General features: G+C 49.6%; 17 protein-coding genes. 6 read left to right on the top strand and 11 right to left on the bottom strand.

The window, feature by feature from the left end:
• The coding region (locus tag ACNQKP_RS16355; protein WP_417866089.1) for a lipid A-modifier LpxR family protein at nt 1-334 on the top strand (334 nt) is incomplete at its 5' end.
• Here ACNQKP_RS16355 and ACNQKP_RS16350 read toward each other — a convergent pair.
• Nucleotides 331-1,122 carry a DUF455 family protein gene (locus ACNQKP_RS16350; protein WP_417866087.1) on the bottom strand — a complete coding sequence of 264 codons (792 nt, stop codon included), beginning with the start codon at nt 1,120-1,122 and terminating at the stop codon, nt 331-333. The genes ACNQKP_RS16355 and ACNQKP_RS16350 overlap by 4 nt on opposite strands.
• Nucleotides 1,123-1,204: 82 nt before the next feature.
• On the opposite strand from ACNQKP_RS16350, the gene ACNQKP_RS16345 reads away from it, so the two are divergent.
• Together ACNQKP_RS16345 and ACNQKP_RS16340 are read left to right on the top strand one after the other, a co-directional pair.
• Nucleotides 1,205-1,903: a YebC/PmpR family DNA-binding transcriptional regulator gene (locus ACNQKP_RS16345; protein ID WP_417866085.1), complete on the top strand. Its 699-nt coding sequence runs from the start codon at nt 1,205-1,207 to the stop codon at nt 1,901-1,903.
• 170 nt (nt 1,904-2,073) lie between these two features.
• A complete protein-coding gene (locus ACNQKP_RS16340; protein WP_417866083.1) occupies nt 2,074-2,391 on the top strand; it encodes a hypothetical protein in 318 nt (105 codons plus the stop codon).
• A 72-nt stretch (nt 2,392-2,463) separates the two neighbouring features.
• On the opposite strand, the gene ACNQKP_RS16335 is transcribed toward ACNQKP_RS16340, so the two are convergent.
• From ACNQKP_RS16335 to ACNQKP_RS16315, 5 genes are all read right to left on the bottom strand, one after another.
• On the bottom strand, nt 2,464-3,333 hold the full coding sequence (locus ACNQKP_RS16335; RefSeq protein WP_011164414.1) for a trypsin-like serine peptidase: 870 nt from the start codon (nt 3,331-3,333) through the stop codon (nt 2,464-2,466).
• Between the two features lie 71 nt (nt 3,334-3,404).
• Nucleotides 3,405-3,839 (bottom strand): SufE family protein, encoded by a 435-nt coding sequence (locus ACNQKP_RS16330; RefSeq protein ID WP_011164413.1) that lies wholly within the window; start codon nt 3,837-3,839, stop codon nt 3,405-3,407.
• A gap of 14 nt (nt 3,840-3,853) precedes the next feature.
• Nucleotides 3,854-4,666, bottom strand: coding sequence for a hypothetical protein (locus tag ACNQKP_RS16325; protein WP_011164412.1), 813 nt, complete (start codon nt 4,664-4,666; stop codon nt 3,854-3,856).
• Between the two features lie 7 nt (nt 4,667-4,673).
• Entirely contained in the window at nt 4,674-5,480 is an 807-nt protein-coding gene (locus ACNQKP_RS16320) for a phosphatase domain-containing protein (RefSeq protein ID WP_417866080.1), read from the bottom strand.
• Nucleotides 5,481-5,579: 99 nt separating this feature from the next.
• On the bottom strand, nt 5,580-6,050 hold the full coding sequence (locus ACNQKP_RS16315; RefSeq protein ID WP_417866078.1) for a hypothetical protein: 471 nt from the start codon (nt 6,048-6,050) through the stop codon (nt 5,580-5,582).
• Between the two features lie 240 nt (nt 6,051-6,290).
• Between ACNQKP_RS16315 and ACNQKP_RS16310 the strand changes: the two genes are divergently transcribed.
• A complete protein-coding gene (locus ACNQKP_RS16310) occupies nt 6,291-6,554 on the top strand; it encodes a hypothetical protein (protein WP_144313826.1) in 264 nt (87 codons plus the stop codon).
• A gap of 84 nt (nt 6,555-6,638) precedes the next feature.
• Nucleotides 6,639-6,833 (top strand): hypothetical protein, encoded by a 195-nt coding sequence (locus ACNQKP_RS16305; RefSeq protein WP_011164408.1) that lies wholly within the window; start codon nt 6,639-6,641, stop codon nt 6,831-6,833.
• 55 nt (nt 6,834-6,888) lie between these two features.
• Here ACNQKP_RS16305 and ACNQKP_RS16300 read toward each other — a convergent pair whose 3' ends face one another.
• Complete coding sequence (locus ACNQKP_RS16300) at nt 6,889-9,198, bottom strand: HD domain-containing protein (protein WP_417866075.1); 2,310 nt, start codon at nt 9,196-9,198, stop codon at nt 6,889-6,891.
• Between the two features lie 49 nt (nt 9,199-9,247).
• Complete coding sequence (mutS, locus tag ACNQKP_RS16295; protein ID WP_417866073.1) at nt 9,248-11,749, bottom strand: DNA mismatch repair protein MutS; 2,502 nt, start codon at nt 11,747-11,749, stop codon at nt 9,248-9,250.
• Nucleotides 11,750-11,957: 208 nt separating this feature from the next.
• Here mutS and ACNQKP_RS16290 point away from each other — a divergent pair, with 208 nt between their 5' ends.
• The gene (locus tag ACNQKP_RS16290; RefSeq protein WP_417866093.1) at nt 11,958-12,596 is read left to right on the top strand and encodes a transposase; all 639 of its coding nucleotides are present in this window, start codon (nt 11,958-11,960) and stop codon (nt 12,594-12,596) included.
• 45 nt (nt 12,597-12,641) lie between these two features.
• On the opposite strand, the gene mpl is transcribed toward ACNQKP_RS16290, so the two are convergent.
• From mpl to ACNQKP_RS16275, 3 genes are read right to left on the bottom strand one after another with little or no spacing between them, the layout of a single operon-like run.
• Nucleotides 12,642-14,081: a UDP-N-acetylmuramate:L-alanyl-gamma-D-glutamyl-meso-diaminopimelate ligase gene (gene mpl, locus ACNQKP_RS16285; protein ID WP_417866072.1), complete on the bottom strand. Its 1,440-nt coding sequence runs from the start codon at nt 14,079-14,081 to the stop codon at nt 12,642-12,644.
• On the bottom strand, nt 14,053-15,114 hold the full coding sequence (locus ACNQKP_RS16280) for a serine hydrolase domain-containing protein (protein WP_417866071.1): 1,062 nt from the start codon (nt 15,112-15,114) through the stop codon (nt 14,053-14,055). Before ACNQKP_RS16280 ends, mpl begins: the two co-directional genes overlap by 29 nt.
• A complete protein-coding gene (locus ACNQKP_RS16275) occupies nt 15,114-16,043 on the bottom strand; it encodes a S66 peptidase family protein (RefSeq protein WP_417866069.1) in 930 nt (309 codons plus the stop codon). The genes ACNQKP_RS16280 and ACNQKP_RS16275 overlap by 1 nt, the downstream gene beginning before the upstream one ends.

Below are 16,043 nucleotides of genomic sequence, written 5' to 3'. Positions count from 1 at the left end.
CTTCGGCCCCACCCGCCCGTCTGCTTCTGATGGCGACATGATCAAGGACCCGCGTGAAAGCAATTCCAACCTGCCATGGCGGGCTTATGTCTACGGGGCCGCCCGCGGAAATCTTGTGGGTCATAATATCTTTATCGATGGCAGTATTTTTCACAACGGTCCACACGTCACCCGCAAGCCCTTTGTCGCTGAAACCGAGTTTGGTTACGGTGTTCAGTACATGAATTTCAGCTTTATCTGGAGATTTGTGACGGTGTCACCGGAGTTTGAAGAACGCGACAATTTCCACAGCTTCGCGTCCATGACCCTGTCGTATTATCAGGATCTGGATTAGTTCTTTTTATCCTTGTTCATAAAATCAAGGCGCAGGTTTTCAAAGTACTGAATCTCTTCATCCGTAAAACCGGCTTTGGAGCGCAAAACACGATTCACCGGCTCAATACGTTTTGGCAGGCGCAGACGCAAATCCGCCATGCGCGCAAAAAAGTCCTCGCCGGCATCCATTTTTTCCTGACGGCAGATTTCGCGATACCATTCCGAACCAAAATTCACATGCCCGATTTCATCGTGGTTGATCTGCTTTACGATCTTTTGAATGGGACCGTTCGAACCCAGCCCCTCCAGACGGCGAATCAGTGTATCCCCCGCATCAAGGCCGCTGCCTTCAAGATATCGGTGTACAATCAGGATTCGATCCAGCAAAGAGTCTTCATGGCTGACGGCCCGCCAAAGTGCGGAATGCACCGGCCAGTCGCCCCATTTAAACCCCAGGGATTCAATACCCTCCAGGCACATGCGCAGATGTTCAGATTCATTAATAGTGATGGCCACCAGTTCTTCTTTGAAGCCCTGGGGTGCGTCCGGGAATTCGGTCAGGGTTCTTACACCCAGCTCCATGGCCTGAAGTTCGATATTGGCCAGGTCATGCAGCATGCGAGCCTGCCCTTCGGCAGAAGAAAAGCCCTTTTTCGGGGGGTGAAGCTTCGGATGCAGCAAAAGGACGTCCCTTGCTGGATCTTCAGGCATCTGTGTCCAGGGTTGAGTGAGTTTAAAGGCTTCCTCACAGGACTTTTCAATATTGTCTATTTTTTCCCACACATCAGGGACCAAAAAACTGAACATAGCCCCTTTTACATCCCGCTCCCTTTCTTGCCAAATATTTACTGATTTGGTGCAATAAGTCCCAAGCCTAAGAAGGAGATATATGGGTAAATCATGGAAAACCGCCGGTAAAGTTGAGAAAGCTCAACAAAAAGGCCAAATATTCACCAAACTTGCGCGCGAGATTGCTGTTGCTGCAAAAGCTGGTGGCCCTGATCCCAATGCCAATGCCCGTCTTCGTCTGGCTGTTGAGGCCGCTAAGAAAGTTTCCTGCCCGAATGACACTATCGAACGCGCCATCAAGAAAGGTGCGGGCCTTCTGGATGACGGCAAGGTGATCGAAGAGCTGACCTATGAAGGCTATGGCCCTCATGGAGTTGGTGTCATCGTGGAATGCCAAACCGACAACAAACACAGAACGGCTCCGGATATGCGTCATGCCTTCAAATCCCACGAAGGGAGCATGGGTGAAACCGGCTCTGTCGCATGGATGTTTGATCGCGTGGGCCTGATTGAAGGCACTAAAGATGGATCCTTCGATCCGGATGAAGAAGCCATCGAAGCTGGCGCCAATGAAGTTTTCGCAGATGAAGGCACTTACGAGTTCTTCACCGCGGCTGACGATCTGGATGCCGTTCGCGAGGCCCTGACTTCCCGTGGTTGGAAAATCACCAAAGGAGAGCTTTCCTACAAAGCCAAAAACATCACGGAGCTTTCTGACGAACAAAGAAAAGACGTGGAAGAGTTCCTGAACTATCTTGATGATATGGACGACACTCACCGCGTTCACGCGACAATCTAACAGGGCATACCCAAAGGGGAGGTTTCACAGCCTCCCCTTTTTTTTCACCCGACCAAGGGCTACCCTAAAGTCTGCCTTTCGGCAAACTCACCTCCTGAAATCCATCTATTTTCACCTGATAAACGCCCACGGCCTGTTTGCGCTATAATGGAACTGCAAAGGAGGTCGTTATGAAATTTGCCCTGTGGTTAACGGCTCTTCTGATGATCGTTCCTCAATTTGTCAAAGGGGCTCCTGAGCGCATGTCCTCTGATAAGAACGCGTCCAGCACCACAGTGACAAGTGAGGAACTGAAACGAAAACCTGCCAACACTCAGAAAGAATCCCCTCTTCTGCCTTGTGCCGGAGAAGCTCATCGGGACAAACTGAGTGATATGGCCCGACTTGAAAGCAGCACCCGCGACTGCCCTGCTGAAGGAGCTATTAAAGCTCAGCCTATCAGACCCGCGGATCCTGCTGAACCAGGCCGACCTCTGAGATATCAGTAGCGGCCTGAAAAAACAAAAAACCCACAACTCGGAGGAAGCTGTGGGTTTTTCGTTTTAAAGTCTTAAATTCTATTACTGTTTCAAAGCCTGAGAGATGAAAGAGATGTTTGTCACATCTTCACCACGGCAACCATCATCAGTGCAACGGTTGCTGACTGTGCACTGATTTACGCGGTCATAGGCGAAGTCCTGTGCACCACGAACAAGGATTCCCACGATTTCATTCGTGCGGGCATTGAAGACTGCAGAACCAGAGTTGCCACCATAAGTGTCCAGATTAGTTACGAAGTAGCCGTTCTTTTGGGAACGAACTTTCGCACCATCAGCAATCTTGGTTGGCAAACCGGATGGATGACCCACGACATAGATATCATCACCTGGTTGTACTGGAGTCGATTGGATCGCCAATACGCGGTGACCACGAACCGGTCTGTCCAAACGAACCAATGCGTAATCCTGAGCGGATGTGTATTCGCGCGCCACGATTTCTTTGCAAGTGTAAACATCGTCAGCAGAAATCGTCTGCGGAGCTGTTTTCGCATCCAGCATACGGAATCCGAATACAAAACTGTAAGTGCCGCAATCTTTGGTGCTGATACAGTGACCGGCTGTTGCGATCAAATCATCACCCACCAAAGAGCCCGAACAATTTGCCGCTGTCGGCTGATCAAAGAACGGCTCGGATTTACAAAGATCCAATTCGTGACCGTAAGTTGTGGTGTTGATTTTGAAGTTGCCTTGAGCATCACGAACCACAGCACGGGATGGAATCAATGCCACAGTGGAATCTGCGATTTCACGAATGTCAGCGCGCTGGACCTGGTACACGTCCACACGGTTGTCTTCGCCATAAATAACTTTTGGAGTGATATTAACAAAACCGACTGAGAACGTTGCTGCAACCGCGACACTGATGGACGCGACCAATGAATTCCTTTTCACTTTGTCCCCTCTGGACGCTCATCATGAACATCCACCATTACAAGTTTGTGTAATGTGACAGGGAAAAACAACTATTTTTTTGTTTTTAACAAATAATCGAAAGCCGTCGCATAGAGCTTAATCTGCTTCAACATCGAGTGCAGACCGTTGGCGCGACTTGGAGACAAATTTCCTTCAAACCCCAAAGCTTTTAAAAACTCGGGTGGCGTCGCCAAAATCTCTGAAGGTGTGGCGCCGGAATAAACATTCAACAACAAACCCACCAGCCCCTTCACGATCAAAGCATCACTGTCCCCCTGAAGGTGAACCTGCCCTTGATCATTCAAGGACGCCGACAACCAGACCTGGGACTGGCACCCCTTCACCACGTTCTGCTCGGTCTTCAAAGACTCGGGCATTTCTGGCAAAGCCTTACCCATGTCGATGATCTTCTTGTAGCGGTCTTCCCACTGCGCAAGTGCTGAGAAGTCTTGGATAACCTTGTTTTGTTTTTCTTGAATAGTCATATCTCTAACCCTGCTTATTCACTTTTCAGTTTGGGAAGTATGGTGAAAAGCTCTTCTTCCAGAGACTGTCCCTGCTCGCCGATCAATTCATGGAAGGCACTTTTATCCAAATTAGCCACAATCTCAAAGCTCTTTTTGTAAAAGCCCTCTTGATCATCATAGTACCCGTTCCACAGCTCGCGAGAGAGCTTTTCCGGGATCACCCAGGACTTTTTTTCGGCCGCTGTGCCGTCAAATCGATTGTGATAGTCCAACAAAGTCATCACCTGGCGCGGGGAAAAATCCAGCATCGCCAGGGCCTCTTCCAACAGGGCCAGCTCCACGTACCAGAGATAATTACTGAACTTTTCCCAGAATTTCAGACCCGTCTTCCCGTAAGAGCTTTTGCAGAAGAACGTCGTGCAGACAACCCCACGGTTGCGCCACACATTGCAGTTCTGGCTTTCCTTGTTGTAGTACGGGCACAACCAGTCTTCACGCTGACCGAAGTCACCTTCTTCACGGTTGTTGAACTGGACCTGGTATTTTACCGGCGCCACCAAACCAATCGGAAGTGCGTATTCACGGCGCTCAATCTTGTCGCGGAAGATGCGGTGAGCTTCGGTGGCGCTGCTGTCCAGGAAGGTCGCCCCGACCATATAGTTCGCCAAAAAAGGATGGAAGGTGCAGCACTTCAGATCCGCGCGATAATGAATCTTGGCCTTGTTCTGCGGGCGCGACATCGCACAGGCATCACAGGTGGCCTTTTTTTCCTCCGGCGCGAAATTCAGAATCTCGCGCGGCAGGATGTTTTCATAAATGCGGGGAAGCTGGTACTTTAATAACATCTTTATCCTAAGGGCGAAGCTTGCAACGGTTCACGATACGGTCTTTAACGCTTTTCACGCCATCAAAACGGGTGATCGCATCATCCCACTTCCACACCATATCACGGCAGTTCACAAAATACGGGAACGCCACTTCGCCTTCCGCGGTGTAGTTGGGCTCATCCAGAATTTTCGGCAATACGGCCTTGATCAGATTTTGCACGGAAGAAGATTTCAGGATGCCGGCTTTTTCAAGATCCAGCGCCACTTCCACCGGAGTCACAAACGCCGTCTGGCCCTCCAGCATCATTTCGGCCTGGACCAGCAGAATGTTGGTTTTAGGATAGACTACGCGGATGAACTGATGAAACTCAACACCACGACCGGCGAACTCTTCTGAAATCTGTTTGTAGATCTCTGGATCCTGCTCACCGTTGTCACCAACAAAGATGACTTTGTCAGGGCGGACTTTCGCCATGACTTCTCTTAGTGTGTAGATTTTGTGAACATCAGAATCATAGTGGGTACGGTTGATATACTCGCCATCCGGGAAGTTGCCGTTTTCCAGGAACTTTCTGTGGGTGCGACCCATGAACCAGTCCGGTGCGCGGGACAGATAAACGATCTCAAGATCCGGCTGATCTTTGGCGATCAGGTGATACAGCTCACTCATGCCGGCAAAACGGCTTTTGGAGTCAAAAGCGTATCTGGCGGCCTCGGACAAATCCTTGATATGGGCCAGCTTGATCGTGTCATCGACATCACTGACCAAAAGAGTGCGCGCCTGGGCTGACAAGCCCACAAACAGCAAAATAAAAGCAATCCATGTTTTCATTTGGTTAAACCTCCGGCTAGCGAAGGTTCTATAACAGAAAAGGCCCTCACTCAAAGGGCCTTTTTCGGGGGCAAAGTAATTACAGGAAATGGTGCGAAACTAAACGCCGTTCGCGTTAAATTTCATCACAAATCGCTCTGGTGTGGCCTCAATCAGGAACAGACCGTCGCCATCACGGAAGGAAAAGCGATTGTCCTGGGTGTGGAACTGCTCAAACAGGGCGCGAGCCTCAGCTCCACGAGCCTCGAAATGCGCCATTCCCGGTCCAATACGCGCCAATGGCGACTGGTGGATATAGATGGCACAATGATAGTTGTTTTCACCTTTACGGGCGCAGATAAAATTAAGCACTTTCTGAGGAGCTTCCAGCACCTTTCCACGCCCCACCAAGGAGTCCTGCTCGGGCCTGTTCATCGCCTCGAAAAGCACATGCGGAGAACTGTCATTGGAGCCGTCATACATGACCGACGCGATATTCACGATCAGCTGCATTCCCAAAAACTGACCCCGGGTTCCGGCCTGAGATGTCGTCGCTGTCAGAAGCAAAAGCGCAAAAAGAAAAACTCTCATAGAAACGTCCTTGTTGGTTTTTATCAAAGCTTAGCAGTGTCCAAAAGTTTATCAACCGCATTCCCTAACATGTCACCTGTCGACTTCCTTTATACCCCTTTGAGACGCCTCACTATGAGATGAAATAGATCAGTTATTTCAACATGTTATAAGGCATTTTTATGGCATGGCGGCCGGTTTTATGGCGCACCCCTTGCTCTATGTAAAAGCAAGAACATGAAACCTGACCAAGGGGGACTTATGAAAACATTCATCACTATCGCAATCCTGGCTTTCTCTTGCACTTCCTTCGCATGGAGCAGCCGCGATGCCGCCTCTAAAGAATACACGTTTAAATACAAACTTTCCGGCCAGACTCTGGAACTTAAAAAATCCGCAGGCAGCTACGAAGAAGCTTACGAACAAGCCGCCCAGCAGTGCTTCAGCTTCTACAAAGGTGCTGGCAAGGTTTCCGAAGACCGTGGTTTGGATATCATCGACGTTTGCGCCAACCCACGCTCCTAAGACGCGCCGCACTCATAAACCTTGCTATCTTGCTCGAGCCCCCTTGCTCGCTTATATTGGGATAGCAATTCAATGAGGTTATAAATGGGTATTCTGAAGTCCATCGGTCAATTTTTGGTAGGTAAAGATCCAGACATCTTTGATGAAAAGGGTCAGGTCTCTCACAAACTTCCTAAGAAAAAATGGGAAGCTTGGCACAACCGCACCAAAACAGATCCAGAATACAACTGGAGAAACCACACCGGCATCACTGGTGCGGCGAAAAAGAAAAACAACTAGTCTGTAGTTGAAATTAAAAGAGCCCCCAGAGGGCTCTTTCTGTTTTTAGGGGCTACTAAGATCCGAGCTTTTCAGAAAGACTCTTCACCAGTTCCTGGGCATCGCCTGATGGCTTCACCACAAAAATATCATCCACCTGACGACCCCACGTGTGCACGCGGGCGGACTTGATACTCATCCCCGCATCACTCAAGGCTTTGGCGGCAGATGCGAGCAACCCCGGCTGATCGGCCCCCTTAAAGCTGACCACCCATTCCTTATCATCCGCACTGACAATCTGAATCGTATCAAACTTCACCGCCGGCACGGGCTTGCTTTGCACCGACGCATTTTCGATCATCTTGGACAGAGCTGCAAGGTTGCGGGAACTGGTCACCTGGAACCAGTCATAGACGCCGACCTTTGGCAGCGTATGAATGGAGGCGTGTCGAATCCCCAGGCCCAAAGAATAAAGCTGGCCTACGTAGTCACTCAAAAGACCGCGACGGTCTTTTTTCTCGTGGAAGCGGATCCACAGCTCGCCTTTGCGGGTTTTTAGCATGCGTGGTTTTAACGAGACCTCACTGGATTCGGCTTTCTTCAAGTCATCCACCAGATCTGTTAAAGAAACACTTTCGAGCAGCTGAAGGCCCAGCTCTTCCACCACTTCAGCACTGAGATTCAACTTCTTGCGTTTCTTTAACGACTCGAAATCAAAATAGTTCTGCGCACGTTTGGATTGAAGATTTAAGACCAAGTCCTTTAAAAGTTTCGCTTTCCAGTCATTCCACGCTTCAGGATTGGTGGCGCGAATGTCGATCGCCGTGAACAGCGCCAAACGAAGAAGACGCGCATCAGAAATTCCTTTTTCACGCAGCTCCTGCCAGACCTTGGGGTCCTTCGGGTTTTTGCGGAAGGCGGCTTGCGAAAGTTCCAGATGGTTTTGCACCATCCACCTCACTTCATCGGTGAAAGCTTTTGAAAATCCGTAGCTTCGGAAATCTCGTTCAACAATCATCACACCCAAGTCTGAATGGTGCTCGGCACTTTCAAGACCCTTGGCAAGATCGTGATACAAACAGGACCAGGTCAGAATCTTCCAGTCTTCTTTGGTCAGATCCTTGCTGATGAATTTCATCGGCCCCAGTTCAGAGGGCTTTTTATAGATACGTTTTACTTCACGACAAGCCTGCATGATGTGGGAATCTGCCGTGAATCTGTGATACTGATCGTGCTGAACATAACCCACCAGACGGCGGACCTCTGGCACCAGCTTGTCGATCAGGCGTGAACGAAACACGCTGACCAGGAACTCGTCGGATTCTTTCACATCCAAAACTTCATCCAGTGCTTTACCGCGGCGTTTGGCCATGGTTTTCACCAACTTATCCGGGATGAGAGAATCCAGATTCTCGCGGACTTTCTTTTGCACCAGAACGCGCGAACTCTTATGTAACGCAGTTAAAAAATCCTCGAACTTTTTAAAAGTGCCACTTTCAATTTTGCGCAGGTCTTTTTCCGAAGCTTCAGCAACTTCAACAATCCAGTCTGAATAGAAGCTCACGCGGGAAAGACCTCTTTGCAAGCTGCGCATGAAGTCCTTGTGGGACTTAAAGCCCATCCATTTACCCAGATCAAACTGCACGGCGCTGGATAAAATATCCCCGTGACCATCCAGATGAAGCTTCTGCCGCAAACTCAGGAAATAACTGCGATAGTACTGAAGCACATTCAGGGCATGGCCGGGATTGTTGAATTTCTCTGCGAACAGTTCATAGATCTGCAGGCCCTGTTCCAGATCACGTAAACCTCCGGGGCCGAACTTGATATTGGGCTCCAGATAGTTGGTGATGGAATCAAAACGCTTTTCACGATTCTTGCGTTCGTCCTTAACGGCTTTCAGCAGAATGCGACGGAAATGTTTTTTACGGGCCCAGATGTTCTTTTGCTGTTCAAACAGCTTTCGGGCCCCTTCGACCGTCAAAGGCTTTGCTTTTAACAGTGCCAGAATGTCGAAGGCCTCAACCCCTTCGGTCCAGTCTTCCATATTCAAGGGCATGCGATAGCGAAGCTTTAAACCACGCTCATGCAGATGATCGGTGAAGGCTTTGACTTGCGCTTCATCGCCACAAAAAAGAATGTCGATATCGGATTTGGGACTCAATTCACCCCGGGCCCAGGACCCCAGCATGATGGGATGGGTGTCGCGCCACTGTGGGTTTTCTTTCAGGATTTCTTCTAATTTGGTGCCCAGCCAGTGGGACAGACTTTCCGAGGAAAAACAAAACACCTGGCGCACATCCCCGTCCGGTGTCATCAGAGGGGGAGTCAGGATTTCCTGCGCCTGTTGAAACTGCTCGGCTGTCAAAAACGTCTTGTGGGCCATAAAATCCTCTGACTTTAAAGGATCACCGAATTTGCCAGCCGACTCAAGTCTAAACGCGCTCGACGATCTCTTTCCATTTAGCGACCTGATTCATAACATCCAAAGGACTTGTCTGCATCAGTGGGAACTTTTGCAGTTCTTCCATCAGGGACTTCATGGTCTCACCACGGCGGGCCGTTTCCGGATCCACAACCTCAACCGCCTCGATGTACGGATCTTCAGCGGTCAAAGAATCCAAAAGCGACAACTGGCTGCTGGCCTGAACACGCTTGGATTCAATGTCACGCAGAAGGCTTTTTGCACGCTTGGTGACGGTTGCTGGCAAACCAGCAAGCTCGGCCACCTGAACCCCGTAGGATTTCAACGCCGGGCCTTTTACAAGGGTATGAAGGAAGCGGATCTCGCCGTTTCTTTCTGCCACTGTCATGTGGGCATTGGTGATCTGACCGAAACTTTGATCCAAAGACGTCAGCTCGTGATAGTGAGTTGCAAAGAAGGTCAAAGCCTTCACGTCACTCAAAAGATGTTCAAGGATGGATTGCGCCAGACACATACCATCGAAGGTGCTGGTCCCACGACCCACTTCATCCAGGATCACCAAAGAATCTTTGGTGGCATTTTTCAGCATCGCGGATGTTTCAGTCATCTCGACCATGAACGTGGATAGACCTTCAGACAACTGATCACTCGCCCCGATACGGGTGAAGATCGCATCAAAGATCGGCATTTCAGCTTCATCACACGGAACGAAAGAACCCATCTGTGCCAGGATGGCATTCAAAGCCACCTGACGCATCAATGTGGATTTACCGGCCATGTTGGGCCCGGTCAGCAACAGGCAGGAATGCTGGCGAAGCTCCAGATCGTTGGCAACGAAGTTCTTTTTCACGGTCTGCTCAACCACCGGGTGGCGGCTGGCTTTCATTTTCAAAGAACCGTCAGCCGAGAATTTCGGACGGACGTATTTTTCTTCAAGGCTCAGCCATGCAAGGCTTGCCACCACGTCGACTTCGCTGCACTCGTGCGCCAAAGCCAAAAGTCCCGGGCACTGAGCCAGGATCTCTTTACGAAGAGCTTCAAAGAATTCAAATTCCAGATCCGCACGCTTGGTGTTGGCGCTAAGAACTTTTCTTTCAAGTTCGATCAGTTCATCTGTGCAATAGCGTTCTGCATTGGTCAAAGTCTGCTTGCGCTGATAGTGCGCCGGCGCTTTGTCCTTATGGGAGTTGGTGATTTCGATGTAATAGCCAAAGACGTTGTTGTAACGGATCTTCAGACTGGAAATACCGGTCTTTTCTTTTTCCTCAGCTTCCATGCGAGACACCATGGCCTGCGCATTGGTGGAAAGCTCAATCAGCTCATCCAGTTCCGGAGATACACCATTACGGATCAAATAACCCTGCTTGGTCGCCAAAGGTGGATCTTCAACCAGAGTGCGCTCGATTTTATAAGCCAGCTCGCGCAGACCCTCAAAGTTCGCCTTGCCACCGGTGGCGTGAACCAGGACTTCCAAAGCACTGATTCCGGCGTGCACACTGCCCGCCAAAGCCAGCAGATCACGACCATTGCACTGAGGCTGGGAGATCTTACCCAGACGTCTTTCGATATCGCCCATCTGACCCAGAATCTGACGAACGCGTTTAAGCTCCAGAACATGATTGCGCCAGAACTCGACTGAATTCAGTCGTTGCTCAATTGCGTTCAGGTCACGCAAAGGGAAGCTCAACCACTGGCGCAGCAAACGGCTGCCCGCAGAGGTCTGCGTGCGGTTGATGGCGTGGAACAAGCTGCCCAGACCTTCACCTTTGTAGGTCGAGAAAACTTCCAGGTGACGAAGTGTCGTGCTGGAGATTTCCAGACGGTGCTCAAGATCACGCATCACAAACGGAGAAATGGTCGCCAGGGATTCTTCGCCAGACATATTGCCGACATAAGAAACCAAACGAGCTGCCGACATCGGCGCCTCGTTTTTAAGAAGCGGATGCAGCAGATCTGCGATGTCTTCGTGGTGACTGATCAGCACACCATCCACACCCGTCAGCAAAGATTCATCTTCTTTAGCGATCACAATCTCTGCCACCGGCAGAATCTGCAGGAAGCGCAAAAGCTCTGTGGTCTTTTTAGAGCGGAAGAAGAACGCCTCGCCCGTTGTTGTATCCAGGAAGCTTAAAGATTCGGAATCAAGACTGACCAGATAGTGCGGCTTTGTGCCGTCCAGTGTGTCAGAGTCATAAACCATCCCCGGCGTCAGAACGCGGGTCACACCACGCTTCACGATGCCTTTGGCAAGTTTTGGATCTTCCAACTGATCACAGATGGCGATCTTGAATCCCGCGGCCAGAAGTTTATTGATCGGACCTGCGATAGAGTGATGAGGCACTCCGCACATCGGCGTTTCGTCCTGGGATTTCTTATTTCTTTGAGTCAGCGCAATTCCCAGCACCGGAGCTGCTTTCACAGCATCATCAAAGAACATCTCAAAGAAGTCCCCCATGCGGAAAAGAAGGATTTTATCTTGGTGGACAGACTTGATGTCCCAGAACTGTTTCATGAGCGGCGTAAGATTCGACATAGGCCAAAAAAACTAACGAAACCCCGCCCCACTTTCACCCAAAAAACCCAAATAACGCACCGCACCACTCAAAAGGTACCTGCTTACTTTTTCCGAAGCACTGCGCCGAAATCCAGCCACATTATTCAGTCAAAAATTGCCTATTTTGCAGCCACATTTCGCACTGTATTTGCAAAACAGTCTTGCCATGCCAAGAAAGATAGTTCCGGCTTCGGCCGATCTTCCGTACCATATCGTCGCGCGCTCCCGAAATCGGGAGTGGTTCCCAATTCCCCGTATTGAAGTTTGGTCGATAATGGAGGACTACCTCTTTTTCATTTCTCACGCATACGGGATAGAAATCTTATCATTCGTATTGATGGACAATCATTTTCATATGATTGCAAAAGATCCGCTCCAAAAGCTCGGAGAAGCCATGAATTACTTCATGAAAGAGACAAGCAGACACATCAGCACAAAAGCTGGAATGATCAATCAAATCTATGGTGGCAGATATCACAAGACTCTTATCAGCAACCCTCTGTACTATCTACATGCCTATAAGTATGTTTATAGAAATCCAGTGGAAGCGGGGCTATGCAAAGATGTGCAGGACTACCCACACTCGACACTTTCAATCTCTCTAGGGCTTAACCGACTTAATTTTCCAATTTATCCGGACAACACTTTGTTTGAGGCACCGGATGCTACACTTGCCTGGCTCAATTCCGCTCCTGCCCCTGACGACAAGGAACTAGTTCAAAAAGCACTTAGAAAGTCAGAGTTTAAAATACCCACTGTAAAAAAGAACGAGCGCCCGCATAGACTGTCCACGAATTATTATTGAACAGTACTTTTGCGCAGCGCTTCGGAAAAAGTAAGCAGGTACCTTTTATTCGAGGGCTTTTAGGAGTTTGGTGTAGATGCCGTCGAAGCCGCCGTTGCTCATGATTAGGATGACGTCGCCTTTGTGGGCTTTGGATTTCAAGGCTGCGACGATGTCGTCAGCTGTATCGAAGTCCGCTGCGGTCACTTGGGTTTTCTTGAGGTCATCGACCAGTTCATGCGTGGAGAAACGGTTTTCTTCGTCGATTTTGGTCTGATCAAAAGCTTTTGCCAGAAGAACTTCGTGAGAGCCCTTGAATGCCTCCACATAGTCTTTCTGGAAAACTTTACGGCGGGACGTTGCACTTCTTGGTTCAAACACCGAGAACACTTTGCGGCCCGGGTATTTCTTTTGAATGCCTTTCACCGTTTCACGCACCGCTGTTGGGTGGTGGGCGAAATCTTCAATCACCAAAATACCGTTGGGTTCACCCAGAATTTCCTGACGGCGCTTCACACCTTCGAAGGATTCCAATGCGATCTGAATACGGTTTTCAGAGAAGCCCAGCATCTTGGACATCGCCACAACAGCGGTGGCATTCAGGACATTGTATTCACCGGTGATCTGCATTGCATAAGGGCCCATGATCTCGCCACGGTGATGAACTTCAAAGCCCAGACCATTGGCGTTTTGGAACATGATCTTCGCACGGAAATCCGCCTCAGCGCCAAAGCCGTATGTGAAGGAATTTTTGCACTTGGCAAGCTTGCGAAGCTCCATAACATTGGCGTCTTCCGCGCATGCCAGCAACGTTCCATTTTCAGGAATAAGATCCATCAAACGAGCGAAGGATTTTTTCACGTCATCCAGGTCTTTATAGATATCCGCGTGATCAAACTCCACCGAAGTCAGGATCACGTGTTTTGGACGATAGTGAATGAACTTTGGAACTTTATCGAAGAAAGCCGTGTCGTATTCATCACCTTCGATGATGAAGTAATTGCCTTCCGGATTTTTGAAACTTTGAGAGAAGTTCTTCGGAATCCCCCCGATCAGGAAACCCGGTTTTACTCCGGCATTTTCTGCCACCCACGCCATCATGGAAGTTGTTGTGGTTTTCCCGTGTGTACCGGAGATCACAACGCTTTCACGATTTTCGATGATGAATTCACCCATCGCTTTTGGCAAAGAAGTATACGGGATGCCCAGCTTCATCAGCTCCTGAGCCTCCTCGTTGCTCGCAGAAATCACGTTCCCCACGATCACGAAGTCCGGCTTCGGATGCAAGTTTTCGGCTTTGTAGCCTTTCATGATACTGATGCCCAGACTTTCCAGCTGGGTTGACATCGGAGGATACGGATTGGAATCACTGCCGGTGATTTTAAAGCCACGGTCTTTCAAAAGACCTGCCATGGAGGCCATCGCCGTCCCGCAAATACCCATCAAGTGAATGTGACTGCCTGGTTTGATATTCATCTTAAAGTCCACTTCTTCTGTAGTTTTCAACAATCCAATTATGAATTTCCGGACGCAATTTGCCAAAGGCTTTGTTATCAGATCCGTACAGGACCCGGTTGGACAGAATGATCACACTCAAGTCCATCTTTGGATCATACCAAACGGAAGTTCCCGTAAAGCCTGTGTGCCCAATAGAATCCAAAGAGAAATAAGTCCCGCAGCTTGCAGAACCCGGCGTTGGCATCATGTAACCCATGGCCCAGTCCCCCTTGCCTTCCGGCAAAGCTCTTTTGGCAAACAGCTGAGCTGTCTTTTGACGAATGGAATAGCGGGCAATCCCCATCAAGTGCGAACGCAGGTGCAACGAGAACCAGCCCGCGTCGTCGATACTGCCAAACAGACCCGCATGAGTGGAAACCCCACCCAGCGCCCACGCATTCAAATCATGCACTTCACCCTGGACCAGCTTGCGACGAACCGGGCATTCTTCGGTCGGCGCATACAAAGAAGCCTTGTGAGCGGCCTTGTTATCCGGATGGAACTCCAAAGTCGTACCCAGATAGAATTTGTTTTTGATATCAGTCCAAACATCATCCAAAGACTTGTCGTAAAGCTTTTCAATGATAAAGCCCAAAACCAAAAAGCCCACGTCGGAATAAACCGCCGTGTCCTGCTTTTCGATTTTAAGGTTTTGCAATATGCCCTGCAGCTGTTCACGGCGTTTATCACGTGGCAAAGAGGTGTTAATCTCCTGATACAAAGGCAGCCACCAAGCCAGACCTGAACTGTGAGTCAAAAGCTCGGTGATGCGGGTCTCTTTGTGCGCAAACCACGGCAGAAGTTCTGCCACTTTGGTTTCAAAATTCCACTTGCCAGCCTCAAACGCCTGAATCATGGCCTGAGTGGTGAAAATAACTTTCGTCAAACTTGCCAGATCATAATAGGCATAAGTGTTACCCACCGCCACATCACAGATGATACGGCCGCCCTGATAAGCACGCACCATCACACCCGGAGTGGTGTCACGAATGCGGTCTTCAAGTTGAGTGATCAGATTTTTTTCCAATACAGAAAATTTCATTATGGACGTCCTCCGGTATCGATTGTCAAAACGGTGCGGTTGTTCGCCACCACCAGTTCACAGGGAGTATTAAAGGGCACAGGTCTTTGCACCGGAGCATGTCCGGCTTCAAGCCCCTTAAAGAGCGGAATTTCCAAATCCGCAGCCCAGCGTTTAAAGACCAATTGAGTTTTATCTTCGGTGCCATTGGGCTCATTGCCCCCAATGAAATCACCCAGCACGATGCCGTGACATTTTTTCAGAATGCCGGCCTGACGGAACTGTTCAAACATACGATCAATGCGATAGCCGCGCTCACCGATGTCCTCGACAAACAACAAGCGGCGATCCGCATCGACCTGCCACGGTGTTCCCAGTGTGGACTGCAAAACCGTCAGATTGCCACCCACGATTTTGGATTTCAAGGTTTTCACCTGACGAGCGGCTTCATTCATAGGTTTCAGTTTTTTGAATTCAACCTGGCGGGTTTTTCCAAAAAGAATGTCATGAATTTCTTTTTCATGTTTGGCAGAAACAAGATTTCGTCCCAGGCGGTCCAACAATGGCGCATGCAGACTGGACCAGCCCCACTCCTGATTTACAAAAGTGTGCAAAGACGAAATGTCGCTGATACCAATCAGCAGTTTCGACTCTTTCGGTTTCTTCATTTTCGCCAGAAAAGGAATCAGACGATTGCTGCCATAACCACCGCGCAGGCACCAGATCACCCGGGAATCCTGGGATTCAATGGCGGCCTTCATAAACTGCCAGCGCGCCTCGTCTTCGTGAGCGTGCAGGAAGTGCGGCTTGATGATGCCCTTGGGAATGCGTGGCTGCAGATTCCATTTTTCCAGAAACGCACGCGCCCCTTCCACCTCTTCAGGTTTGGAAGGATAGCCCGGGGCCACCACATCAATCACATCATTTTCTTTCAGAAACTTCCAGGTCAT

The sequence above is a fragment of the Bdellovibrio bacteriovorus genome, from assembly GCF_048286975.1.
Classification (GTDB): domain Bacteria; phylum Bdellovibrionota; class Bdellovibrionia; order Bdellovibrionales; family Bdellovibrionaceae; genus Bdellovibrio; species Bdellovibrio bacteriovorus_H.
Note: the sequence above shows the minus strand (reverse complement) of the source record. Positions and strands in the feature narration are given on the sequence as shown.